This is a genomic window from Nisaea sp., assembly GCF_034670185.1.
GTDB lineage: Bacteria > Pseudomonadota > Alphaproteobacteria > Thalassobaculales > Thalassobaculaceae > Nisaea.
Map to the genome: position 1 here is coordinate 61,483 of NZ_JAXMNY010000006.1, position 24,223 is coordinate 85,705.

Genomic DNA, 24,223 nt, shown 5'->3' on the forward strand with positions numbered 1-24,223 from the left:
CGAGTTTTCACAGATGGCAGGTGCGGTTCAAATTCAATACCGGCCAAAGCGATAAGTTTTATGCATAGAGTGTTGGGTTGGCGTCAATCCTTGCGGCGCAGCCCGGGGGTAATATCAGCAACGATCGTGCGGTAGTCGGCGGCCTCCAGATCGAGCTCCTTGTCGCGCTCCACTGCCCCCAAACGTTCCTGCCAGGCGACGGTGGCTGTGGCCATGTCGGACGGAAACCCGAGATCCGTCACGGTCTTCGCGACTTCGCGCATTTCCGCCGCGCGGCGCGCGCCGTGAACGAGAGAGCGTTCCAGATTGTAGGCGGCCTGGAAGGGCCAATCGATGCCAGGATAGCTCTTTCCGAGCGAGGACAGCACCGCCTCGTCGACCCCGGCATTGACGGCGGCAAGAACGCATTCGGCGGTCAGCGCCTCCATGCCTTTCATCATGATCGAGCGGATCATCTTGATCGAGGATGCCGATCCGACCGGTCCTTCGACCACCCTCGGTGCCATCGGCAAGGTTTTCAGAAGCTGCTCGGCCTCGGCCGCGTGCGGTCCTGCCAGCAGCAGGGGAGCAAGGTTCTGCTGCGGATAGACCGGTGCCATGACGGCGACATCGACATAGCGTGCGCCAGCAGCCTCAATCGTCTCCGCCGCCTGGCGTTTCGAAGACGGGGCGCAGGAATTCATGTCGAACCAGAGCGCGCCCTGCTTCAGATATGGGGCGGCGGCTTGTGCCGCGACCGGCGCTTGGTCGGCAGTCACGGTACAGAACACCATGTCCGCGTCCGTCACCGCATCCTTCACATTGAGCCGTCCGGCGACGCCATGCTCCTGATAGCGGGAGAGCAGGGTCGGTCGCTGGGCGTCGTCATCGGTCTTGATGTCGAAGGCGCGAATATCCGGGACGTCCGTCCAGCCGTCGACAAAAGCCGTTGCGGCTTCGCCGAAGCCGATGAAAGTGATGCGTTGTGTCATGGTGCGTTTCCGTAGGAAGGGATTTTCAGTTTCTTATGGGAACACAATACCGTCGAAAAGCTTCCGGGCGGTCCGTAAAATTCCGGACGCGACAACGTTTCCCGCCTCGTCCGTCTCCGCAATCACCGTCGTCTCCCCAATCGGATGCTCGATCGGCATGCTCTTGCGGCTGCCTTCCGGTATCATGGCCATCTCAGAGCCGACGGCCCCCTCTATGAGGCAGGCGGTGGCGACGCTGACCGCACCGAGCACGCCGATGGAGGCGTGGCAGCGATGCGGGATGAAGGTGCGTGTCGAGATCGCTCCACCCGCTTTCGGTGGGGACAGCATGGTCATTTTCGGGACGGACTTGTCGGTTACATCGCCGAGATTCATCAGCGGTCCGGCTTTCAGGCGGATCGCCTCCAGCCGCGCTTTCAGCGCGTCATTGGCATCGAGTTCCTCGCGCGTCTCGGTGCCGGATATGCCGAGATCCGCCGCTCGCAGGATCACGCAAGGCATCCCGTTGTCGATCAGGGTGGCCTCGATACCGTCGATGATGTCAGCAGGGTTGCCGGTCGGCAGCAGGGCGCCGCAGGTGCTTCCTGCGGTGTCGCGGAAAGTGATCGCAACCGGGCTCGCGGTGCCCGGCACGCCGTCGATCCGGGCGTCGCCGTCATAGCGGACCTGCCCGCCCGGCGTCTCGATCACGGCGACTGCGGTCTGATCGGTATTTTCCATGAAGATCGTCACCGGCGTCTTGCCGTCCCGTGCGGGGACAAGTCCCCGCTCGATAGCGAAACCGCCGATACCGGCCAGGATATTGCCGCAATTCTGCGCGTCCGTGACGATGGCCTGATCGACGAAAACCTGCAGGAACAGGTAGTCGATATCCACACCGGGGCGCTCCGACGGTTTCACCACGGCGATCTTGGATGTCAGCGGATCGGCGCCGCCAAGCCCGTCGATCTGGCGCGGGTCGGGCGAGCCCATGATCCGGAGCAGCAGCCGGTCCCGCTCCGCACTGTCGGCGGGCAGGTCCGAGGCAAGAAAATAGCCACCCTTCGATGTCCCGCCCCGCATCCACATGGCGCGGATGCCATCAGACATATTTCAGGCCCTTTTCGGCCAGCTTGCCGCGCATGTCGTACATGTCGAGGCCGAGCACACCGCTGGCGAGCTTCTGCCGCTTCTCTTCCTCGAGCGCGATCCGGGCGCGGGTCTTCTCCAGCACTTCCGCCGCTTCCTCGCGGCGGACAACGCAGACACCGTCATCGTCGGCAACAATGACATCGCCCGGATTGACCTGGGCCCCGGCGCAGACCACCGGCACGTTCACCGAGCCAAGCGTCTCCTTCACCGTGCCCTGGGCGCCGATGGCCTTGGACCAGACGGGAAAGCCCATTTCGGTGAGGTCGCGGACGTCCCGCACCCCGGCATCGAGCACCATGCCGACGGCACCGCGCGCTTTTGCGGAAGTGGCCAGAAGATCGCCGAAATAGCCGGCGTCGGAGGGCGAGGTGGTTGCCATCACCATCACGTCGCCCGGCTGCAACTGCTCGATGGCGACATGGATCATCCAGTTGTCGCAGGGCGGGGCAAGGATGGTGACGGCTGAAGCACCAATGGCTGCACCTGAATAGATCGGCCGCATATAGGAGGCGAGCAGGCCCTTGCGGCCCTGCGCTTCATGCACGGAGGCGACTCCGCATTCGCCGAGGGCCTTGATGATGGCGGGATCGGCCCGCTCGATATTCTGGACGACGACAGCCATCAGTGGCTTCCTCCTGCAACAGGCGGTGTTCCATGGGTATGGAAAGACTCGATGGTCTTGAGGCCCCAGGCCTGACCTTTCTTGCGGTCGCTCTCCGTCCAGGTGACCGTCTCCCAGTCCGGCGCAAGGATCAGCCGGGCGCCTGCATTGGCGACCTCGACCCGGTTCCCGGCGGGCTCGTAGACATAGAGAAAGAAGGTGCCCTGCACCGCGTGCTTGTGCGGCCCGGTCTCGATGAAGACGCCGTTTTCGAGGAAGATATCGGCGGCGCGCAGGATCTCCTCGCGCTGGTCCACCGCGTAAGTCACATGATGGAACCGGCCTTTGACCCCGGTATGATCCTGCGTATAGGCGATATCGTAGGTCTTGTTGTTCACCGTGAACCAGCAGCCTGCCAGCTTCCCGGTATCGAGCATGATTTGCTCGGTGACGCGGGAGCCGAGAGCCTGTTGCATGAAATCCCGGATCGCCTCGACATTCGTTGCCAGCAGGTTCAGATGGTCGAGCCTGCGGACACCGACACCGCGTCCGTGGAAGCGCTGGGCGATATTCTTCAGCGCCGGCTTTTCTTCCGGCGGGGCCACATATTTGTTCGTGTCGTAATAGAGCTCGAATACATGGTCGTCCGGATCGGTGAAGCGATAGGCCCGGCCATGGCCGAGATCGCCATCGACCCAGCCGATGCCGCAACCCATCTCCTCGATGACCTTGACCCGCCGTTCAAGCGCTTCCGGAGAACTTGTCCGGTAGGCGATATGGCCGACGCCGGTGGTGTCGGAGCGTGTGAGTTTCAGAGTGTGAAACTCGTAGTCGTCAAAGGCGCGAAGATAGACGGAGTTCGCGTCCCGGCCGCTTTCGGTCAGGCCATAGATGTTCACGAAGAAATCCAGGCTCTCTTCGAATTTGTTTGTCAGCACCTCGACATGGGCCAGATGCGCGACGTCGAAACAGGGCTCGCTCATGATCACAACTCGTCAACGGTGCGCGGGAACACGGACTGGAAACCCTCGGCATAGCGTGCGGGGCGTCCGCCGGCCTGGCCGCCGGAATTGCGCCGGAAATGGTTGCCGCGGTTTTCGGCCACGTTGGTGTAGTAGTCCCAGAGATGCTCCTGGCCCTCCATGCATTCGATGGCGGCCCGCTTCTTGTCCCAGACATCGGTGATGTCGAGGAAAGTGTCCGGCTTCCAGCCCATCTGTTCAGTCTGGTGCGGCTCGAACAGATAGAGCTGCGGCGCACCGAGCACCTTTTCGCCCGGATTATGGCCCCAGGCCTGCGCGATCATCCGCGCTTCGAGGGCGATCCCGGTCGTGTACATATGGTCGGTATTGTACTGGTCGTATTGCGAGTGAGACATCATGAAGCTGGGCTGCACCTTGCGGATGATGTCGACCAGCTTGTACTTGTCGTCGCGCTCCAGAATCAGCGGATAGTCGCCCAGATCCATGAACTGGATATCGTGAACACCGAGGGCGACGGCGGCATTCTCCGCCTCGATCCGGCGCGCGGCCTTGACCTTCTCCAGCGTCATGCCGCTTTCTTTCCAGAGCTTGGCGGACTCGCCGCGTTCTCCGTAAGACAGGCAGACGACGGTGACGTCGTAACCGAGGGTCTGATGCTTCGCGATTGCGCCACCCGCGCGCCAGACAAAGTCGGCCGCATGGGCGCTGATGACCAGCGCGGTCTTGTTTCCTGCCATTTCTCGCCTCTCAACTGGGAAATTCTCCCAACTATGCGGCGCGCACGCGGATCATCCAATTTCAAACGGCGCCAAGCTGTATAAGATTTATGCATACTGGTTCCCCGCGCGTAGAAGGTTGCCTGTCTCATGGATGTCAATCGCATCAACTTTCGCCACCTGAGGGCATTTTGCGAAGTTGCCGTGCTCGGCAGCATCAGTGGTGCCGCGCACCGGGTGCATCTCTCCCAACCCGCTGTAACGCAAGCGATTGCGAAGCTTGAGGGACAGGTCGGGGTGGCTTTGTTCGAGCGGACGACGGAGGGGCTGCTGCTGACCGAGCCCGGGGAGCTGTTCCGCCAGCGTGCCGAACGAGCCATCCAGCATATTGAAGAAGGGACACGGCCCGCGGCGCGACGGGGGCAGAAGCAGGCAGGCGGATCTGGGGGCGGATTTGAACGCCGGATTACCGCTGCCCAGTTACGTGCGCTGCTGGCGGTGGCGAAGACCGGCAGCTTCTCACGGGCAGCGCGTCTGATCGGCATGTCCCAGTCGGCGCTCTACAGAATGGCCCGCAGCCTTGAGAAAGATGCCGGGATCGCGTTGTTCGAGGTGGTCTCGCGCGGGGTCGTGCTGACCCGGGCAGCGGACCGGTTGGCGCGGCACGCGGCCCTTGCCTTCGAAGAGCTGGAACAGGCGCTGGAGGATATCGCGGCATGGAGCGGTCGGGATACGGCGCGGGTCAGGATCGGTACACTGCCGCTGGCCCGGACCTATCTGCTACCTCATGCCATCAATGCCTTCCTCGATGAACGCCCGGATGCCTATCTGAGCGTGGTCGACGGTCCCTATGACACGCTGGTTGACGCGTTGCGATACGGCGAGATTGATATGCTCATCGGTGCCCTCAGGGCGCCCGAGGCCGTCGCGGATATCGAGCAGAAAGCCCTGTTCGAGGATCGTCTGGCGCTGGTTGCACGCCCGGACCACCCGCTGGCGGCACGAGCGGAAATCACACTGGAAGATCTGTCGGGGTTCAGCTGGATCGTGCCGCGCCCCGGGGCACCGACCCGGAGCAATTTCGAGGGGATGTTCGAGGATCGCCCGGAGCTGCGCCCGACACATGTCGTCGAGGCCAGCTCGCTCATCCTGATACGGGGTATCCTGACGGAAAGCGACGCGGTGGCACTGATCTCGGCGCACCAGATCAGGCACGAGGAGTCCCTCAATATCCTGGCCCGGCTGAATTTTCGTGTCCCGGCCGCGCCACGACAGATCGGCCTCTCGGTGCGCCGCAACTGGCGTCCGACCCTGTCACAGCAGCGCATGATCGATCTGCTGTTCAATGCCGGCGCCGAGGTCGCGGCGCATTACCCCGATCCGCACTGATCGCGCCGCTTATCCCGCGAGATTGGCGGTGAAAAACGCAGTCGTCCGTTCCCAGGCGAGTTTCGCGGCAGCCTCGTTGTAGCGGGGCGTCGAATTGTTGTGGAAGCCGTGATTGGTGCCGGGATAGACGTGGATCTCGTGACTGACACCATTCGCCTTGAGGGCAGCATCGAAGCCTTCGATCCCAGCATTCACGCGCGGGTCCTCTTCCGCGTAATGGGCCAGCAGCGGCGCCTTGATCCGGGCCACGTCCGCGTCCGCCGGTTGGCGCCCGTAGAAGGGCACGCCGGCATTGAGATCAGCGCCCATTTCCACGGCGAGATAGTTCACCACACCGCCGCCAAAGCAGAACCCGGTGGCACCGAGCTTACCGTTCGAGAGCGGGTGTGATTTCAGGAATTTGGCACCGTTCAGCATGTCGACATGGATCTTGCCCCGGTCGAGGCCGGCCTGCAGGACCTTACCGTCATCGTCATTGCCGGGATACCCGCCCGCCGGCCAGAGCCCATCCGGTGCGAAAGCCAGGAAACCGGCAACGGCGGCCCGGCGCGCAACATCCTCGATATACGGATTGAGGCCCCGGTTCTCGTGGACTACCAGAACGGCAGGAAACGGCCCGTCGCCCGCCGGCTGCACCAGATAACCCCGCATCTCACCGCTGTTGCCACCGGGAGACTTATAGGTTTCATAGGTTGCCTTGATCCGGGGATCGGTGAAGGAAATGGTCTGTGCCGCCGCATAGTTCGGCAGCAGGGCCTCGGCCATGGCAAGTCCGGTTCCGCCGATCACGGCGATGGTCGACGCGCGTTTCAGGAACTCGCGACGCTTCATGCTGCTGTGACAATACTGATCGTAGAGCGCGTAGATACGTGGATCGATCTTCGACGTGTCCATCTCTTCCCTCCCTGGGAGTGATCTCACAAATACCGCGATGAGATCATACGCGCGGTATGTGAAAAAACTCGAGGCCGTCCGGCACCTCCTCTTGCTGAATGAGATCAAAGCCGCGTTACTTGGGGCGCCGTGCCGGGAGGGCGCGCAAGAAATCAAGAGGGAGGCGAAACGCCGTGACACACAAGATTCATATCCTGAACGGTCCGAACCTGAACAAGCTCGGTAAACGCGAGCCACATATCTACGGATATACGACGCTTGGTGAGGTCGAGGGATGGTGCCGGGAAGCGGCGCGTGGTCCGCTGGAGTTCAAGCAGACCAACCATGAGGGCGAGCTGATCGAAATGATCCAGCAGGCCGAAGACGAGGCCGACGGGCTGATCATCAACCCGGCGGGCTACAGCTTCACCTCGGTCGCGCTGTTCGATGCTTTGAAAATATTCGAGGGTCCGAAGATCGAGCTGCACATCTCCAACATTCATGCGCGCGACAAGCTGCACGAGCATTCCCTGCTGTCGGCAGCGGCGACAGCGGTTATTTGCGGTCTTGGTCCACGCGGGTATCTGACTGCGATGGGGGCGATTTACGAGATGCTGGATGCTCGTGCCTGAACTTCTGTCGGGCGGCAGGCTCTCCTCCCGATGTTTTGATGGCTTGGGAGAGGAGCCTGCTTGGCCTGACGGCAGATTACCGGCCTAGAACATGTAGGTGACGCCGAGCCTGGCGCTCCAGCTGGCACCGAGGCGGGTGCCGTTAACCTTTTCGTAGAGGGGCAGGCCGGCTTCCGCACCAATTCTCACTCCGTTCCCCGGCGTGATGTTGAAGCCGAGCAGGCCGCCGATCCGGTCGCTTCCGTAATTGTCCGGATTGGCGCCGATAGCCGCACCGCTGATATTCGGGTCCTGGCCGTGGATTTTCCCTTCGGTTCGGGCATTGATCCGTGCCGTCGCCTGGAACCAGTCGGTGAACCGGTAGCCGACCCAGCTTGTCACACGGTGGATGTTGCCGAGGCGGTAATCCTCGGAGTTCTCCGACTGCATGCGGAGAACTGCCTTGTACTGGGCGCCCCATGAGAAGGCGCCGGAGGCACCGGAATAGGTAATGCCGGGCAGGAAGTCGACGGTACCGGAGCCGAGTTGCATGCCGTAGGGCAGACGCCGGGTCATGTACATACCGGTCGGCATCAGCATGCGGCCGGTTTCCTCGATACTGCCCGTGGGCAGGCTGACGGCGCCGGCTGCGGTGATCCGGTGCATGCCTTCCTTGTAGAGCGTATAGGCCGCGCCGACCTTGACGTCTCCGATCCCTGAACTGGAGGCGCTGTTCTCGCCCCGCCGCGTCGTGCCCGACATGCCGGAGAAGGTGACCATTGTCATGTCCCTCTCGATATAGGGCACCGTGGCCATCACGCCGAGAGTGTCGGTGACGCCGTACATCGCGCTGACCATGGCCATCTTGGTTTCCATCTCGGTTGGCACCATGCGTACGGTCGCGGGCGGTGCAAAGGGATTGGCAACGCTGGCAGCCGCTGTTTCGGGCGTGATTTCGTTCGAGCCCTGCAGCAGCTCGTCCATCTTCATCTGCATGACGCGTGCGCCGAGCATGAAGCGCCCCTTCATCGGCGTGCGCGCACCCATGACGCCGATCGGCAGCGGGTGTCCGTGCGCGTCCATGGCCATGCCGTGTTTTGCGTCATGGCCATGCTGCATGGCGCTGTGGTCCTTCGCGCCATGATTTGCATGCTGCGCGAACGCGGCGTGGGAGGGTGCTGCGAACAGGGCCGCGAGTGCAGCGGTACGCAGAAATTTGAGAGTCTTTGTCTGTGCCATGGTTCCTCGCATGGTCGGAATCTTTCAAATGACAGACGTCTTCGTCCGGCGCATGAGGGCCGGCGAATTGGATCTGTCCTGGATGTTCTGAAAGAAGCGGCGTGAAGCGTGGCGTCGGGCGCCGTGTGCTAACTCACGCCTGACCGCGTGGTGGCGCACGGGGCTGCAGACTGTTCGCATGGTGCGCCGTCCGGGGAAGCTCGGCGTCGACGAGCGGGTTTTGGCAGCGTGTGCCTGGCAGGAGCCCGGCCGGGACCGGCTGTTGCGCCTGGGATGGCAGAACGCTGCTGGCCAGGCTGCAATAGATACAGTCGGGAGTGACGGCTGAGCTGGGCTCTTTATCGTCGTTTTTGACGAGAATACCCTGCTCGTCCAGGGAGATCCGGACCAGGCCTTTGGCGGTGCAGATGACGGCCGTGCGAAAGGGATCGTCAGATGCCCGTTGCCCCGCCCCGCCTTGAATGGAAGCGAAAACCGTCGGGATCAACAGCTGAAGGGTCAGGCTGAGGATCAGGAAGCGCGTCAGGACGGCGCGGTGTGGAATTCCCGGAAAACGCATCCGGTCTTCCTATGTGAAGGCCGGCAGTCCAACAAAGCGGCACCTTGTCGCAGGGTGGGAGGAATGCGGGTTGTGTGGCTCGGGGGAAGGCGATGCGGCATGTGTGCCGCTGGAGCGGGATCAGCCCGCTTTCTGAACCGGCGGGATGTCGTTGAGTACGGACCGCATATAGCCGACGCGGGTGGCCGGCAGCCAGACGGAAACTGTGGTTCCGACACCGACTTCGCTTTCAAGAGTGAGCGAGCCGCCGTGCAGTTCGATCATCATCTGGGCAAGCGGCAAGCCGAGGCCGGTGCCGCTCTGGGAGGCCGTAATCTCATTGTCCAGGCGCTCGAAAGCGGCCATTGCTTGCGGGATCTGATCCGCGGACATGCCTTTTCCGGTATCCCGGATGTGGAATTCGATCCCGCCTCTGCGTGGATCGCCGTGGCGTGGACGCAACGTCACGGCGACGTGAACGCTGCCGCCAATCGGTGTGTATTTTACAGCATTGCCGATCAGGTTGAGCAGCACCTGCTTCACTTTTGTAGCGTCCACATCAAGCACCAACTCGGGGTCGATCTCGGAATTGTGCAATGTGATGGAGCGCTCTTTGGCAAGGGGACTCACCAACCGAATGCACTCCATCATCAGCACGTTGACGCTGACGATCTCTTCCTCGAGCGTATCCTGCCCCGCCTCGATCCGGGCGATGTCGAGCAATTCGTTGATGATCTTCAGAAGATGGCGCCCGCTATCCCGGATGTCCCCGGAGAACTCCCTGTAACGGTCGTTCTCCAGCTTGCCGAGCGTGCCCTGCACCATGATATCGGAAAAGCCGATGATCGCATTTAGCGGGGTGCGCAACTCATGACTCATGGCGCGCAGGAACCGGGTCTTGGAGAAATTGGCGAACTCCGCGGACTTCTTTGCCAGCTCCAGCTCACGCGTGCGGTCTGTGACACGGTCTTCCAGCTGTCGGTTCAGGTTATTCAGATCCGCTTCTGAGCGGCGCAGTTCTTCGTTCGTATTCACCAATGCCTGATCGCGCTGACGTTCGCGTTCGACCATTGCATTATAGGCGCGGACGACCAGTCCCATCTCATCGCTGCCCCGCCAGTTCACAGTTTGCAGCTCGCCGCTTTCAGACGAATTCCGGATGGCGGTCAGCAATCGCGTCAGCGGCCGTTCCACGAGGAACGTGAAACCCGCCGCGACAGCGATCATGGCCGCGAGAAAAGCGACGCCGATGGCCGAAAGGCCCAGTGTGTATTCAAAGTGCCGCTGTGCGTGCAGTTCCGCGTCGGTGAAGAGAACGCGCAGCTCCCAGCCTTGCTGGGTGGAGACGGGGATATTGATTTCGAGGCCTTCGAGATCAGTTGGACAGCCCTGCGAAGACGGGAGAGCGGCTACTGGGGTGCTTCCGTTCCTGGACAGCTCGGCGCATAGGAACGCCCGGTCCGCAGCCAAGGGAGAGAGCAGGTCACGTGCCAGGAACGGGCTGTCATAGGCCTGGTGACGGTCAATTGCGAGTGCGGTGCGGGCCGCCAGATTTCCGATCCGGGTTGCCAGCATTTCCTCGTCCGAGAGCGAGGTTGTCACGAGCAGAATCCAAACGCCAGGCACGATGAGCGCGAGAAAAGCCACGCCGACAATTGCCAGCAATTTGACTTTCAGGCGTTTCAGCAGTGCCAGCTTGGCGATCATTTCATTTCACCCGGATGTGCAAGATTGTGCGCCTTAGCGCAACCTTGCGACCTTTCCGTCCGCCATCAGGCGCTTCAACAAAACCCGGTCGGCAACAGCCGTGTGGAACACCACATACGCGCTATCCCGGCGCGCCATGTAATAGTCAACGGGTACGTTCTTGCCGTTGTCATCCCGGTAGTCGAAGCAGAGGACGTAGTGATCGCCCATGGTCAGGATCATGGGGTGTGCTGTTACGGGGTGCAGGCGCTGCACTTCTCCTGTCTTCTGCTCCAGATAGAGCAGGGCGCCATCAACGAGTTGCCCGTCTACATGCCGCTGCATGGAAGCCTGGATCGATGCTTTCTCCGCCAGAGTCAGCGCAGAGGCTTGTGACGGAACAGCAAGCGACGATGCCAGCAGTGCGAGGCCAAAGATGATTGTGTGAAGCTTGGTCATTGGTTTCCTCACTCTCAAATGAGACTGGCAATTTATCGGTGGAAGTTAAAGAAGCCGTTAATTTGCCGGAACCCGTCTGCATAGTAGGTATGCTTTTCAGTGAAGATGCATCGTCAGGGTTGATTTAGGTTCGGCGCACCTGATGCTGAAGCATTTGACAGTCTAGGGGATACGGATAGTCTCCCGGACAGAGTCGTCCCTCCTTTTTTCTTCCGAGTTTTCATGCTGACTTTTGCTGCGGCCATTTTCTTTCTGATCATCACGCCTGGCATTGGTGTTTTGACAACGGCAGGGATTGGAGCGGGATACGGTTTTGCGTCAGGGGCCCGCTTTCTGATAGGCCTTTTCCTCGGCACCAACGCGGTTGCCCTTCTTGTGGTCACCGGGATTGCTGCCGTGGTCTTGGCAAACCCCGTTCTTGGGCCAATTTTGCTCTACGGCTCCGTTGCCTATCTGCTTTATCTGGCTTTCCGGATCGGCTGGGCAGGCTCAAAAATCGCCTTTGTGGAGCGTCAGAGTGCGCCGGGGGTGATAGGCGGTTTCGGATTACAGCTCATCAATCCGAAAGCCTATGCGGTGAATACCACGCTTTTTTCCGGGTTCCATTTCATGGCGGAGAGCCAGAGTATCGAGATCGCGGTGAAATTCGTGATCATCAACGCGATATGGATCCCGGTACATCTGACCTGGCTCTGGGCCGGGGTTTCGCTGAAAAGGCTGGATCTTTCGGACCGCACGCAATCTCTGATCAACAAGGGCATGGCATTTTCGATGCTGGTCGTGGTCGTTCTGGCCGCGTGGCCGCGCGAGGGAGGCTGAACATGACAGACGAGACCGGAACCCTGGAAGTCGGCTTCGATGTACCGGCGACTGTCGGTATGAGCGAGGGCGATATCCAGACGCCCTGCCTCCTCATCGATCTTGACGCGTTCGAGCAGAATGTCGCGGCAATGCGCGGTTTTGCGGCGGATATGGGCATCGATCTGCGTGTGCACGGCAAGATGCACAAGTCGGCCGACATTGCCCGCTACCAGATCGAAAAAGGCGGTGCCGTCGGTGTTTGCTGTCAGAAAGTGTCGGAGGCGGAGGCTTTCGCTCGCGGGGGTATTGCCGATATCCTGATCACCAACCAGGTACGCAGTCCGTTGATGATCGACCGGCTGGCGCAATTGGCGAAGACGACCCGTATCGGCGTTTGCATTGACGATATCGATAACGTTGCCGAATTGTCGGACGCTGCGGTCCGTGTCGGTAGCGCGATCGAGGTTCTGGTGGAGATCGATTGCGGCGCCGGACGTTGCGGCGTCGAGCCGGGGGCGGCCTCGGTCGATCTGGCGAAAGCTATCGTTGCGGCGCCGGGGCTGACATTTCGCGGCATTCAGGCCTATCACGGCGGCGCGCAGCATGTACGCGACTTCGCCGAGCGCAAGGCCCGGATCGAGGCGGCGATTGCACATGCGCGCGACACGCGCGATCGATTGGTGGACGCAGGGATCGGCTGCCCGAGCGTGACCGGGGCCGGCACCGGCTCCTATCCGTTCGAGGGCCGCTCCGGCGTCTATACGGAATTGCAGTGCGGCTCCTACGCCTTCATGGATGCGGATTACCAGCAGGTCCGGGACGAGAGCGGCGCGCCGATCTCAGAATTCAAGAACGCGTTCTTCCTGCTGACGAGCGTGATGAGTAATGCCAAGCCGGGGCAGGCGGTCTGCGATGCCGGACTCAAGGTACAGAGCGTTGATTCAGGCTTGCCGGTGATCTTCGGGCGGGACGATGTCGAATATGTCGCCTGCTCCGACGAGCACGGCACCATTCGCGATCCGGGCGATGTGCTGCGGATCAACGAGAAGCTGAAACTGGTGCCCGGTCATTGCGATCCGACCTGCAATATCCATGACTGGTATGTCGGCGTGCGCGGTGGTGCTGTCGAATGCCTCTGGCCGGTAACGGCTCGTGGCAAGGCTTACTGATATCGAAGTCTTGGATCGATCGGGTGTCGCAGACTCCCGTGGGCTTGTGACGATGCGTTAGTTCCCGACACAGCTCGGGGACGGTATGTGTCAGGCGTCAGTAAAGGCTGCGACACATCTATAAGGGCGAGAGCACTACTTGCTCCATTAACAGTTTGTTCGGAGTATGAGGTCTAAGAGACTTTTGACAGGTGACTGTTCTCGCTCGCGGAATTTTTAAAAATGAGAGTTTGGATTGCTTCGGTTGGACTGATGGTCGCGTTTGTTTTTTGTGACCCGGCTCCAGTGGCCAAAGCTGCTGACATGGCCCCTTTCAGAGTGGGTGTGTACAAAAATCCGCCGAAGATTGACTATGCTGAGAATGCTTCACCTACAGGGTTTTTCCCCGAGCTTCTGAAGGTCATCGCCGCTGATATCGGTTTCGAATACGAATCGGTGCCCTGCAAATGGGCCGACTGTCTGCAACTCCTGCAGAACGGTGAAATCGACATCATGCCGGACGTTGCCTGGACCCTTGAGCGTGAGGAACTGTTCAGATTTGGACGTGAAACAGCACTGCACAGCTGGTCCTCGATTTATACGGCGCCGGGTCTGACGGTCGGTCGACTCGCCGATCTCGCCGGCAAAGAAGTGGCGGTGCTGCGAGACAGCGTGCAGCACAGGCGTCTGGCCGAACTCCAACGTGAACGGGAACTCGGTTTCTCCATCAGATCGACGACGTCTCACCGTGAAACTTTCGAACTCCTGGATCGTGGCGATGTACAGGTCGGTATCGTGAACCAGTATTTCGGTTACGCGACCGAAAGCGATTACTCGGTCCAACGGACGCCTATCGTCTTCCGGCCTTCCCGGCTGTTTTTTGCCTATTCGCCGAATGTGCCCACCGATTTGATCACAGCGATGGACTCGACCGTTGCCCAACTCAAGTCCGATCCGAATTCAGTTTACTACCATTTGAAAGCTGAGTGGATCAGTCCGTCGACAGAACAGGTGCTTCCGCTCTGGGCTTATTGGGCAGGTGGATGCATGCTCGCGGCGCTCTTCCTGTTCCTCGGCTTGAGTCAATATTTGAGGGTTGTGGTGCAGAACAGAACCTCCGACCTTACGGCGGCCTTGCATCAGGCTGAGGCTGCGAATCACGCGAAGACGCGCTTCCTCGCCATTATGAGCCATGAACTTCGCACACCGCTCAATGCCATAATCGGCTTTGCAGACTTGATGCATCATCTTGGACCACAGCAGCTCGGTCATGATCGGATGCGTGAGTATTGTCAGGACATCAAGAACAGCGGCGCTCTGCTGCTGGAAATCATAAACGATGTGCTTGATTTTGGGCGGCTCGAGGAAGGAACAGCCGTAATCGAAACGAAAATTGAATCGGTCGATGCGACAATCGCGCAAGCGCTCGAAACGATTAACCCGCTCGCGTCCGCCAAATCGATCGATGTGATCGTTAATGTCACGGAGAACGCCGAGGGTTACTACAGCTCAGGCGCCATGCGGCAGTGCTTGATCAATATCCTCTCCAACGCGGTCAAGTTTTCTCCGTCCGGTTCGACTGTGTCGATTTCTGCAGAAAACAATGACGGCCGTCTCATCCTTGAGGTTCGGGATCAAGGCATTGGCATCGAGGCAGATTTACTGCCAAAACTTGGAAATGCCTTTATGCGGGGAAGTAGTCCTCTGGTGACGTCGTCGGAGGGGGCGGGCCTTGGCCTCGCCATCACCAAGCGCCTTCTCGAGCTCCAAGGTGGGAGTCTTAATATCTCGAGTATCCCTGGCGAGGGCACTGCGGTTGTCCTTACAGTGCCGCAAAAAAGCAACGGTCTGACGTCAAGCGAGGCATAGAAATGCGACCCTGACGGCGTTGTTGTCACCATAATGGGTGATAGTAGGGTAAAATATCTCAGCACGGAACTCTATAACCGTCCGGACAAGGCTGATGAGTGAGACCTTCAAGGAAATCCGCGCCCGCGCCGAGGCGCATCACGGCGGCGCAAAAGCAGTCGATGCCCGTCTCGCCGATTTTGCCGATGCACCGGACCCGGCGTCCCTTCCCGACGACCGCATCCTCGCCGAGATGTCCAAGCGGGTCTTCCAGGCCGGGTTCGTCTGGAAGATCATCGAGAGCAAATGGCCGGGGTTTGAAGAGGCCTTCGACGGCTTCGATATCGCTGTGAACAGCGAGATGAGCGAGGCACGGCTGTCGGCACTGCTCGCCGATACCGGTATCATCCGGAACAAGCCGAAGATCCTGGCGGTGCGCGACAATGCCCGGCTGGTGGAACAGATGACGGCCCTCGACGGCAGCGCCGGCCGGTTCATCGCCAAGTGGGATGCTGCCGATCAGATTGGTCTGCTGGACTATCTGAAGAAGCACGGCAATCGGCTCGGCGGGCTGACCGGACAGTATTTCCTGCGTTTCGTCGGGCGCGACGGGTTTGTTCTGTCGAAGGATGTCACCTCCGCACTGAAGGCGGCGGGCGTGATCGACGGGCCAGCCACGTCCAAGACCGCGCTGGCCAAAATCCAGGCGGCCTTCAACCGGTGGGGTGAGGAGAGCGGCCAGTCCCAAACCGCGATCAGCCGCACGCTGGCCCTGTCGGTCGGTCCGAAGGCTTAGACCGGCATATCCAAGCTCCGGAAGCTTTCCTCAGCAACCTAGCGCCAGTGCTCGACTACCCACTCGTGCGGGACCTGATGGGGCTTTGGCTCCGTCGGAAAGGTCACGATCTTCGCGCCAGTCTGCGCCAGTTCTGTCGAAGTGATGTCTGGTTCGAGCGATTTATAAAGCCGGATGGGCGCGCGCGGGAAGGTGTCAATCCCAGGCATGCATTCCTCGATCCAGTCCTGATCGCCGACCAGCCGGTCGGTGTCGTTGCTACTGAAGCGCTGATAAACCGGTGCGGCAAAAGTTCGGTCGAACAGCATGACGGACGAGTTGTAGCCTGGTGTGTAGGCATGTTCGAGGATGTAGAAACCCACTTTCAAACCCTCGATGAACCCGAGGTCTCCGACGATTACCGTGTCGAGGTCGAGATAGAAGATCGTTTGACCAGTGAACGGCGTTTGCGGATCGAACAGGGCCAGCTTTGTCCACCATCCCCGGGTCTGGAGTGCAGATATATCGATAATGTCGACGTCGGGGGAGATGCCGTGCGGATCGTCGGTCAGGCACACGAACCGCCAGTTCCCCGGCAGATGGCGGCGTACCATCGCATACAGACGATTGACATAGTCCGGCCCGTATTTCGTCCCGTGCTTGACGCAGGCAACGGTCAGGTGATCGAGGTCTACCGGCCGTGCGTCGGCGCTTTGCGATGGCGGACCGTCGCGTAACAAGGCGCGGGCCCGTTCCAGCGTGTTGTTGAGAATAGGAAGGTGGATTTTATACGGAAACGCCTCGATTACCCGCACCGCCTCCGCATAGTCGCCGGTATTGACACGGATCCGCGACACCCGCGCGAGGGCAGAACCGAAGAAACTCTCTTGTTCCTCGTTCAGGGCCTGCCCGTTTGATTTCAGAGCGCGTGAGAAGATCTGCTGAAATATTGCGATGGTTCGGTCGAACTCTCCTCGCATGTATAGAATTCTGGCAAGCGAATCCAGGATCCTCAATTCGAGTCCGAGGGTCTCGGCCGTCATTGTTTTCAGCAGTTTTTCAAGCAGCCGCAACGCCTCGTCATGCCGGCCGGTATCGACCAGCAAGGAGGATAGTTGGTAGGCCAGGCCGGTAACGTCCGGATGGGCTTCGCAGAGGGCTCTCGAATGCCGGAGCGCTGCTTCGGTGTCGCGCTCCAGATGATTGACGCCAGCGTCACGGCGAGCGCCTTTCCACACAATATAATGTTTTATCAAGGCCCTGCGGAGATCGTAGGTGCCTTCTGCTGCCGCAGCGTCCTGAAGGCAGATTTCCGCCTCCCGAACGGCTTCCGGGTCCCCAGCATGAATTCTTTCGATTAGCGACATATTCGGACAAATACCTAGCAGCGTATCTGAGTTAAAGGACAGCCGAAGTAACGAAAAACGCTATCGCTATAATGCACAATTTGCTGCCTCAAGCGACGTTCCCTGGGAAGTCCGCCGCACCGTGAAGGACGAATTTCGCGCGAGCCTAGCGCCAGTGTTCCGCCACCCAGCCATGCGAGATCTCGTGAGGTTTTGGCACCGATGGAAACGTCACGATTTTCGTGTCGGTCCGGGCCAGATCTGTCGAAGAGATTTCCGGTTCGATTGATTTATAGAGTCGGATGGGCGCGCGCGGGAAGGTATCGATCCCGGGCATGCATTCCTCGATCCAGTCCTGATCGCCGACCAGCCGGTCGATGTCGCTGCTTTCGAAACGGTGATGAACTGGCGCGGCAAATGCCCTGTCGAACAGCATGACGGAGGAATTGTAGCCCGGTATGAAGGAGTGCTCGAGGACGTAGAAACCCACTTTCAGGCCCTCAATAAATCCCAGATCTCCGACGATTACCGTGTCGAGGTCGAGATAGAAGATCGTTTGGTCTGCGAACGGTGTTTGCGGATCGAACAGGGCCAGTTTCGTCCACCAACCCCGAGTTTTGATGTTCGATATGTCGATAATGCCGACCTCGGGACGAATGCCCTGCGGGTCGTCGGTCAGGCACACGAACCGCCAGTTCCCCGGCAGATGGCGGCGTACCATCGCGTATAGACGATTGACATAGTCCGGCCCGTATTTCTCTCCGTGTTTGACGCAGGCGATCGTTAATTGATTCAGGTCGACCGGTCGAGCGTCGGGGCTTTGCGATGGCACCCCATCGCGCAACAAGGCGCGGGCCCGGTCCAGTGTGTTGTTGAGAAACGGCAGTTTGATTGTGTGCGGAAACGCCTCGACTACCCGGACCGCTTCCGCATAGTCGCCGGTATTTATGCGGATCCGCGACAGTCGCGCGAGGGCCGAGCCGAAGAAACCTTCCTGGTTTTCGCTCAGGGATGGCCCGCATGCTTTCAGTGAGAGCGAGAAGATCTGCTCGAACAGTGCGGCGGCTCGTTCGAGTTGTCCTCGGGCGGTAAGCACCCGCGCGAGCGATTCCATGATGGTCATCTTGAGGCCGAGGGAGTTGTTCGGCACCGTCTCCAGAAGCCTTTCGAGTAGCTGCAACGCCTCGTCGAGCCGACCGGTTTCAATCAACAGTGAGGATAGCCGGTGGGCTAGGCCTGTATCTTCCGGGGAGGCTTCGTGGATAGCCCTCATATGTCGGAGCGCTGCCTCGGAGTCACGCTCCAGATGGCTGGTGCCAGCGTCCCGGCGAACGCCCTTCCAGGCCATATAATGCTTTATCAGAACTCTGCGGAGGTCGAAGGCATTCTCCACTACCGCAGCATCCTGAAGGCTGATTTCAGCCTCCCGAACGGCTTCTGGGTCCCCGCCGAGAACTCTGTCGACTAGCGACATGGCCGGATGACTATCAGGGAGCGTTTCTGAATGAAGAGCACAGCCGAGGATCCAAATGAATTAAAGGGGCAACAGCGACAGATCCCAGCTCTATCACACGGAATTTGGCTTCTCCAGAGGCGCTCTCCCCGTGACTGTCTGGCACAGCAACTTCCCGGCCCCGGTTATTATAAGCACAACTCGGTTTGCCGATAATTATTTATCGATTTCCTTTTGCCATCAGCCTCGCCAAGCTCCCCGTTTCGAGGTGCCTGACAGCGGGGGATGGCTATGAAGATTGGGTTTATCGGGCTCGGCAATGTCGGGGCGAAACTGGCGGGGTGTCTGCTCCGCAACGGCGCGGATCTGGTGGTGCGCGATCTCGATCCGGCGCATGTGCAGCCTTTCCTCGATCAGGGCGCGGCGTTCGGTGAAAGCCCGAAGGCCATGGCAGAGACCTGCGACGTTATCATCACCTGCCTGCCCAGCCCTGCGATATCGGCGGCGGTGATGGAAGGCGACGACGGCATCCTTGCGGGCCTGACGCTCGGCACCATCTGGGCGGAGATGTCGACCACCCATGCCGAAGAGGTGAAACGTCTCGGTGCCCTTGTCACGGTGAAAGGCGGTGAAGCTGTCGATTGCCCGGTCTCCGGCGGCTGCCACCGGGCGGCGACTGGTAATATCGCCATCCTTGCAGGCTGTGAGCGTTCGACCTTCGAGAAGATCCTGCCGGTGTTGACCATGATGGGCCGCCGCATCCTGCATACGGGCGATCTTGGTACTGCCTCTGTCCTGAAGGTGATGACCAACTACCTTGCGACCGTAAACCTCATCTCCGTCTGCGAGGCGTTGGTCACCTCCAAGGCGGCCGGTATGGATCTCAACACCACTTTCGAGGCGATCAAGATTTCCTCCGGTAATTCCTTCGTTCACGAGACGGAAAGCCAGGTCATCCTGAACGGCTCGCGCGATATCAGCTTCACCATGGATCTGGTGCTGAAGGATATCGGACTGTTCCAGGAAATCGCCGAAACGCATGGCGTGCCGCTCGAGGTTTCGCCGCTGATCAACAAGATCTTCGCTGATGGGATCGAGCGGTTTGGGCCGCGCGAGTTGTCGCCGAACATCATCAAGCGTCTGGAAGAGGCTACCGGTCTCGACATCACCGCTCCCGGTTTCCCGACGGAAATGGAAGATGACGAGCCTGAAGAGCCGGGCTATGAAATTGTCCCTCAAGGCCGTGCATAATCAGGCGTTCATAACCGGGAGAAAGCCATGCTGGACAGGCGCGCATTCTATATCGACGGCACCTGGGTCGCCCCGTCCGAGGTCCGCGATTTCGAGGTGCTGAACCCGGCGACGGAACAGCCGGTCGCGGTGATCTCGATTGCCTCAGATATGGATGTGGACCGGGCGGTACGGGCCGCGCGGGAAGCGTTCGAGTTATGGAGCGAGACGGCGGTATCCGAACGCGCCGCCATGTTGCGCCGGGCATTGGAGATTTATCTCCGCCGCCGGGACGAGTTCGCCGAGGCGATCACGCTTGAAATGGGCGCGCCGCGCGACTTCTCCCGGGACAGTCAGGCGCCTTGCGGTGACGCTCTGCTGACGGCCGCCATCGAAGCGCTTGAGGCGCATCAGTTCGAGCGGCCGAGCCTGCGCGGCGGCAGCACGCTGCGGGACGAGGCGGCGGGTGTCGCCGGGCTGATCACGCCATGGAACTGGCCGGTCAACCAGGTCATGGCCAAGGTCGCCTCCGCGCTTGCCGCCGGATGCACCATGGTTCTGAAGCCGAGTGAGTACGCCCCGCTCTCCGCCGGTATTGTCGCCGAGGTGCTGGCCGAGGCCGGCTGCCCGCCGGGCGTGTTCAACATGGTGCATGGCGACGGCCCCGGCACCGGCGCCGCGCTCTCCGCCCATCCCGAGATCGACCTGCTGTCTTTCACCGGCTCCACTCGGGCGGGGCAGCTTGTCATGACCGCCGCCGCCGATGGTATCCGTCGGGTGGCGCTGGAGCTTGGCGGCAAGTCGCCGAACATCGTCTTTGCCGATGCCGATCTCGAGGTGGCTCTGCATTTCAGCGTGGAGAACTGCTTCTCAAACAGCGGCCAGTCCTGCGATGCGCCGACCCGCCTGCTGGTCGAAAGCTCAGTCTATGAGGAAGCCGTCACCATGGCCGGACGGTTTGCCGCTGCCGTCAAGGTCGGCGATCCGCAAAAGCCGGGAGATCATATCGGCCCGCTGGTGAACGCCCTCCAGTTCGACCGCGTGCAGGGCCATATCCGCAAGGGGATCGAGGAAGGTGCCCTCGTCGTTACCGGCGGGCTCGGCAAGCCGGAGGGCTTCGAGACGGGGTATTTCGTCAAGCCGACTTTGTTCGCCGATGTCACGAACGACATGCATATCGCCCGAAACGAGATCTTCGGCCCGGTGCTGGTGATGATCCCGTTCGACGGCGAGGACGAGGCGGTCCGGATCGGCAACGACACGCCTTACGGCCTCGCCGCCTATATCCAGACTGCAGACCCTGAAAAAGCCCAGCGCGTCGCGCGGCGGCTTCGGGCGGGGAACATCTATATCAACGGCAATTTCGCAGATACCGACGTGCCCTTCGGCGGCTTCAAACAGTCCGGCATCGGCCGCGAGAACGGGCCGATGGGCCTTGAGGATTTCCTGGAGACGAAGGCGATCACGGGGTAGGGACGATCGGGCAAGCGCCCCGCTTTCTTTTCGTCATCCCCACCCTTAATCGTCATCCTCACGCAAGTGGGGACCCAGAGATCATAGAGCCGCGCCCGTCATCACTGGGTCCCTGCGTCCGCAGGGATGACGGCGTTGGGTTGGATAATCAGCCAGTCCGGAACATAGCTGCCGATTACATCAGGTCCCAACCCGACGACGCATTGACCCCGAGCTCGGACTGGTTGACGCCGATCAGGGTGACGGTGCCTCCGTCGGAGAGGGTGAGCACAGTGTTGCCGGCGCTTTCCGCTGCCGTGTAGGTCAGCCCGCTGTCGAACTGCAGGCTGTCGGTGCCGGACTGGAAATCGTTGACCTGATCGTTGCCGCCGCCGGCAGTAAACAGGAAGGTGTCGGCCCCATCGCCACCGACCAGCGTGTCGTCTCCGGCATTGCCGATGAGCAGGTCCGCACCGCTGTCTCCGGCGAGATAATCGGCGCCCTGGCCGCCATAGAGCGTGTCGTTGCCGATGTTCCCGGCGAGCGTGTCGTTCCCGGAATTGCCGTAGATGATGTCGTTGCCCTGACCGCCATAGAGGAGGTCGTCGTTCTCGCCGCCGGAGAGGGTGTCGTTGCCCTTGTTGCCGTAGACAACATCATTGTCGTTGCCGCCGAAGACGGTGTCGTCATCCTGGCCGCCATAGAGCGTGTCCATGCCGCCGCCGCCGAAGACATAATCGAGGCCCTGGTTGCCATAGACGATATCCTCGCCCCAGGCCGAGCCGACTGTGTCGTCGCCGCCGCCGCCTGCCAGCGTGTCGTCCTCGGCACCGAGAGAGATGAACTGCGCGGCATCGTCTCCGACCACGTAGTTCTGGCCACCACCCCCATTGATGGTCGCGCTGCCGACGATGGCGGCGAACTCGATATTGTCGAGCTGCACTGTTGACCCGGTCGCAAGGCCGGACGTGTCGATGACGAAGGCCTCGGAGCCAGAGGCAGATGTGCTACCGGCGATCTGGACAGTCTGCGCCGACGTGCCGGAGCCGGAGAAACCGATAGTGCGGACATCCAGCGCCATGCCGCCGGAGCTATTGATGAAGTTCTGGCCGTGGCCCGAGAGGAAGCTCTGGGCGCCGACGACGGGCTCGGTGGTCTGGATCTGCTGCGTCAGGCTGGTGGTCGCGGCTGTCGAGGTGACGGCCGTGGAGGTGCCGGAATTGGTTAGCGAGAGGCCGGAAGGCAGGGTCGCGGTGACACTGTTGCCGTTGCCGGTGCCTTCCACCAGAGAGCCGGAGGCGGCGCTGCCGGTATTGTTCACCAGCGTCCGGCCGGTGGCCGTGCCGGCGGTGTCCGCCGACGTCTGGCTGGTCACGGTCAGGCCGCTGCCGGATGAGCTGCCTGAAGAGCCTCCACTTGCGGGTGTGGAGAAGGTGAGGGTCGTGGTGCTGCCGCTGGCCACGGCCGAAATGGTCAGGTTCGAGGCAGCGCCGGACAGGTTGAGGGTGTAGCCGCTGCCGAGGTCGATAGTGCTGCCGAGTGTGGTCCCGTTCAGGGCGCTGGCATCCGCGCCGGCGGTGGTGACGGTGATGGTGTCTCCTGCCTCAAGCCCTGAAATGGTGTCGCCGTTAAACTCGGAAGCACTGCCTTTGAATGTATCGCTGCCGGCTCCGCCAATCAGCAGGTCAGCATCGTCACCACCATAAAGCAGATCGTTCCCAGCATCGCCATATAGGGTGTCGTTGCCCGCGTTTCCGGTGAGCGTGTCGTTGCCGTCACCGCCGTAGATGAGGTCGTTATCCGATCGACTTGCCAACAAGTCGTTGCCGGAGCCGCCATAGATCGTATCGGTGCCATCTAAAGAGGAGATCGTGTCGTTGCCGTCACCGCCGTAGATGAGGTCGTTTCCGTCGTCGGTGGCGATGTCGTCGTCGCCGGTGAGACCGGAGATGACATCGTTGCCATCGTTGCCCCTGATTGTATCGGAGGCGGCTGTTCCGGTAAGCGTGTCGTTGCCGCTCGATCCGCTGATCACTGTGGGCCCCAACCGCTCCGGATAGGAGGCCAGCGCGGACGGGGCGAATATGGTGGCTGCCGCCGCTAGGCCGCTCCAACCGGCATCAGCGCCGATATCGGTCTCCGAAGCATGGACCGGCACGCCGAGATGGGCTTCCAGCCCAGCGATGAATTCTCGCCCCGCACGGTGCGCCCCGGTCGAGCAGGACATCAGGAGAACGTCCGCGCCGGGCGCCAGTGCCACGCGGATTTTGGCCAGCGCCTCTGCGGATAATGAGAGTGTTTCCCGATCGACCCGTTGTCCCGAAAGTGTGAACGTTCCGGGACCGCCGTGGGTCAGAATCGCAATGTGCCCGACCGGCGCGGCGCGGGAGACGACTGCGGCGATTTCCGCAAGCGGATCGCTCCAGGAAGACAACCGATGCACCCTGGCGTCCGGATCGAGCCCCTCCACCAGAAGATGTGCATGCCGGACGGATGAATCGACGAACAGGATGGTCTCGTGATTTTTCATGACGGGGCGTGCCCATTTTTTTGTGAAGGTGGAGGAGATGCAGCCTCGGATGTCTTGCTGCAGGCCAAGGCTTTATCGAAGCCGTTGTCTGCGGCGCGTTTTTGGCGTTCGATATATGAAAGGGGCGATTTCGAGTGGTTCCGGTGCGCATGATCGCGCCAATGCAGCGGCGGATTCAGCACGACGCCGGACAGAGTCTCACTGTCTTGGCTGAACCCGGTGGTCATGTTTGGAGTCTCGTGTTGTGCATTTGTCCGTCGGAGGCTTTCTGCCCAAGAAAGATAAAGGGACGGTCTCAAGCGCCATGTGATGCTGCCAGGACCGAACCGAGTTGTTATTCTTTGCTCCGACCTGTTTCAGCTTCTGCATTCAGAGGTCTGTCGGCGCTGTAAGTAGGCTTTAAACCTAAAATAAATCCGAAAAGAAAGTCCGAAGCTTGGGCG

Annotated in this window: 21 protein-coding genes; 8 read left to right on the top strand and 13 right to left on the bottom strand. The window is 60.6% G+C overall.

Translation table 11 applies throughout. The annotated features are described in order from the left end of the window. Window positions 1-83: 83 nt before the first annotated feature. The 5 genes from VOI22_RS20200 to VOI22_RS20220 are packed head-to-tail and all read right to left on the bottom strand — an operon-like array spanning window position 84 to window position 4,423. A complete protein-coding gene (locus VOI22_RS20200; RefSeq protein ID WP_323798251.1) occupies window positions 84-971 on the bottom strand; it encodes a DUF1932 domain-containing protein in 888 nt (295 codons plus the stop codon). A 33-nt stretch (window positions 972-1,004) separates the two neighbouring features. Beyond that, window positions 1,005-2,060 (bottom strand): 4-oxalomesaconate tautomerase, encoded by a 1,056-nt coding sequence (locus tag VOI22_RS20205; protein ID WP_323798252.1) that lies wholly within the window; start codon window positions 2,058-2,060, stop codon window positions 1,005-1,007. Continuing rightward, window positions 2,053-2,724, bottom strand: a complete 672-nt coding sequence (locus VOI22_RS20210; protein ID WP_028466714.1) for a 4-carboxy-4-hydroxy-2-oxoadipate aldolase/oxaloacetate decarboxylase — start codon at window positions 2,722-2,724, stop codon at window positions 2,053-2,055. The genes VOI22_RS20205 and VOI22_RS20210 overlap by 8 nt, the downstream gene beginning before the upstream one ends. Further along, window positions 2,724-3,686, bottom strand: coding sequence for a catechol 2,3-dioxygenase (locus VOI22_RS20215; protein ID WP_323798253.1), 963 nt, complete (start codon window positions 3,684-3,686; stop codon window positions 2,724-2,726). The genes VOI22_RS20210 and VOI22_RS20215 overlap by 1 nt, the downstream gene beginning before the upstream one ends. Window positions 3,687-3,688: 2 nt before the next feature. Beyond that, window positions 3,689-4,423: a PIG-L deacetylase family protein gene (locus tag VOI22_RS20220; RefSeq protein WP_323798254.1), complete on the bottom strand. Its 735-nt coding sequence runs from the start codon at window positions 4,421-4,423 to the stop codon at window positions 3,689-3,691. A 129-nt stretch (window positions 4,424-4,552) separates the two neighbouring features. On the opposite strand from VOI22_RS20220, the gene VOI22_RS20225 reads away from it, so the two are divergent. Then, window positions 4,553-5,791 carry a LysR family transcriptional regulator gene (locus VOI22_RS20225; protein ID WP_323798255.1) on the top strand — a complete coding sequence of 413 codons (1,239 nt, stop codon included), beginning with the start codon at window positions 4,553-4,555 and terminating at the stop codon, window positions 5,789-5,791. Window positions 5,792-5,800: 9 nt separating this feature from the next. On the opposite strand, the gene VOI22_RS20230 is transcribed toward VOI22_RS20225, so the two are convergent. Further along, window positions 5,801-6,685 carry a dienelactone hydrolase family protein gene (locus VOI22_RS20230; RefSeq protein WP_323798256.1) on the bottom strand — a complete coding sequence of 295 codons (885 nt, stop codon included), beginning with the start codon at window positions 6,683-6,685 and terminating at the stop codon, window positions 5,801-5,803. Between the two features lie 173 nt (window positions 6,686-6,858). On the opposite strand from VOI22_RS20230, the gene VOI22_RS20235 reads away from it, so the two are divergent. Then, window positions 6,859-7,296 carry a type II 3-dehydroquinate dehydratase gene (locus tag VOI22_RS20235; protein WP_323798257.1) on the top strand — a complete coding sequence of 146 codons (438 nt, stop codon included), beginning with the start codon at window positions 6,859-6,861 and terminating at the stop codon, window positions 7,294-7,296. A gap of 84 nt (window positions 7,297-7,380) precedes the next feature. Here VOI22_RS20235 and VOI22_RS20240 read toward each other — a convergent pair whose 3' ends face one another. The 4 genes from VOI22_RS20240 to VOI22_RS20255 form a co-directional block, all read right to left on the bottom strand. Continuing rightward, window positions 7,381-8,514: a transporter gene (locus tag VOI22_RS20240; RefSeq protein ID WP_323798258.1), complete on the bottom strand. Its 1,134-nt coding sequence runs from the start codon at window positions 8,512-8,514 to the stop codon at window positions 7,381-7,383. A 133-nt stretch (window positions 8,515-8,647) separates the two neighbouring features. Beyond that, window positions 8,648-9,073: a DUF2946 family protein gene (locus VOI22_RS20245; protein ID WP_323798259.1), complete on the bottom strand. Its 426-nt coding sequence runs from the start codon at window positions 9,071-9,073 to the stop codon at window positions 8,648-8,650. Window positions 9,074-9,193: 120 nt separating this feature from the next. Beyond that, window positions 9,194-10,759, bottom strand: coding sequence for a HAMP domain-containing sensor histidine kinase (locus VOI22_RS20250; RefSeq protein ID WP_323798260.1), 1,566 nt, complete (start codon window positions 10,757-10,759; stop codon window positions 9,194-9,196). A gap of 33 nt (window positions 10,760-10,792) precedes the next feature. Beyond that, window positions 10,793-11,197, bottom strand: coding sequence for a hypothetical protein (locus VOI22_RS20255; protein WP_323798261.1), 405 nt, complete (start codon window positions 11,195-11,197; stop codon window positions 10,793-10,795). A gap of 222 nt (window positions 11,198-11,419) precedes the next feature. On the opposite strand from VOI22_RS20255, the gene VOI22_RS20260 reads away from it, so the two are divergent. The 4 genes from VOI22_RS20260 to VOI22_RS20275 all read left to right on the top strand — a co-directional run bounded on the left by VOI22_RS20260 (window position 11,420) and on the right by VOI22_RS20275 (window position 15,790). Next, window positions 11,420-12,016 (top strand): LysE family translocator, encoded by a 597-nt coding sequence (locus VOI22_RS20260; protein WP_323798262.1) that lies wholly within the window; start codon window positions 11,420-11,422, stop codon window positions 12,014-12,016. Between the two features lie 2 nt (window positions 12,017-12,018). Continuing rightward, window positions 12,019-13,167, top strand: coding sequence for a DSD1 family PLP-dependent enzyme (locus VOI22_RS20265; RefSeq protein WP_323798263.1), 1,149 nt, complete (start codon window positions 12,019-12,021; stop codon window positions 13,165-13,167). Window positions 13,168-13,389: 222 nt separating this feature from the next. Next, window positions 13,390-15,015, top strand: a complete 1,626-nt coding sequence (locus VOI22_RS20270; RefSeq protein WP_323798264.1) for an ATP-binding protein — start codon at window positions 13,390-13,392, stop codon at window positions 15,013-15,015. A 94-nt stretch (window positions 15,016-15,109) separates the two neighbouring features. Further along, entirely contained in the window at window positions 15,110-15,790 is a 681-nt protein-coding gene (locus VOI22_RS20275; protein WP_323798265.1) for a DNA-3-methyladenine glycosylase I, read from the top strand. Between the two features lie 38 nt (window positions 15,791-15,828). Here VOI22_RS20275 and VOI22_RS20280 read toward each other — a convergent pair whose 3' ends face one another. Together VOI22_RS20280 and VOI22_RS20285 are read right to left on the bottom strand one after the other, a co-directional pair. After that, the gene (locus tag VOI22_RS20280) at window positions 15,829-17,136 is read right to left on the bottom strand and encodes a hypothetical protein (protein ID WP_323798266.1); all 1,308 of its coding nucleotides are present in this window, start codon (window positions 17,134-17,136) and stop codon (window positions 15,829-15,831) included. Between the two features lie 145 nt (window positions 17,137-17,281). Then, a complete protein-coding gene (locus tag VOI22_RS20285) occupies window positions 17,282-18,589 on the bottom strand; it encodes a tetratricopeptide repeat protein (protein WP_323798267.1) in 1,308 nt (435 codons plus the stop codon). A 270-nt stretch (window positions 18,590-18,859) separates the two neighbouring features. On the opposite strand from VOI22_RS20285, the gene VOI22_RS20290 reads away from it, so the two are divergent. Then, window positions 18,860-19,819 carry an NAD(P)-dependent oxidoreductase gene (locus VOI22_RS20290; protein ID WP_323798268.1) on the top strand — a complete coding sequence of 320 codons (960 nt, stop codon included), beginning with the start codon at window positions 18,860-18,862 and terminating at the stop codon, window positions 19,817-19,819. Between the two features lie 27 nt (window positions 19,820-19,846). Continuing rightward, window positions 19,847-21,271, top strand: coding sequence for an aldehyde dehydrogenase family protein (locus VOI22_RS20295; RefSeq protein WP_323798269.1), 1,425 nt, complete (start codon window positions 19,847-19,849; stop codon window positions 21,269-21,271). Window positions 21,272-21,446: 175 nt separating this feature from the next. Here the strand turns inward: VOI22_RS20295 and VOI22_RS20300 are convergent, their stop codons facing one another. Then, on the bottom strand, window positions 21,447-23,780 hold the full coding sequence (locus VOI22_RS20300) for a DUF4347 domain-containing protein (protein WP_323798270.1): 2,334 nt from the start codon (window positions 23,778-23,780) through the stop codon (window positions 21,447-21,449). Window positions 23,781-24,223: the final 443 nt, after the last annotated feature.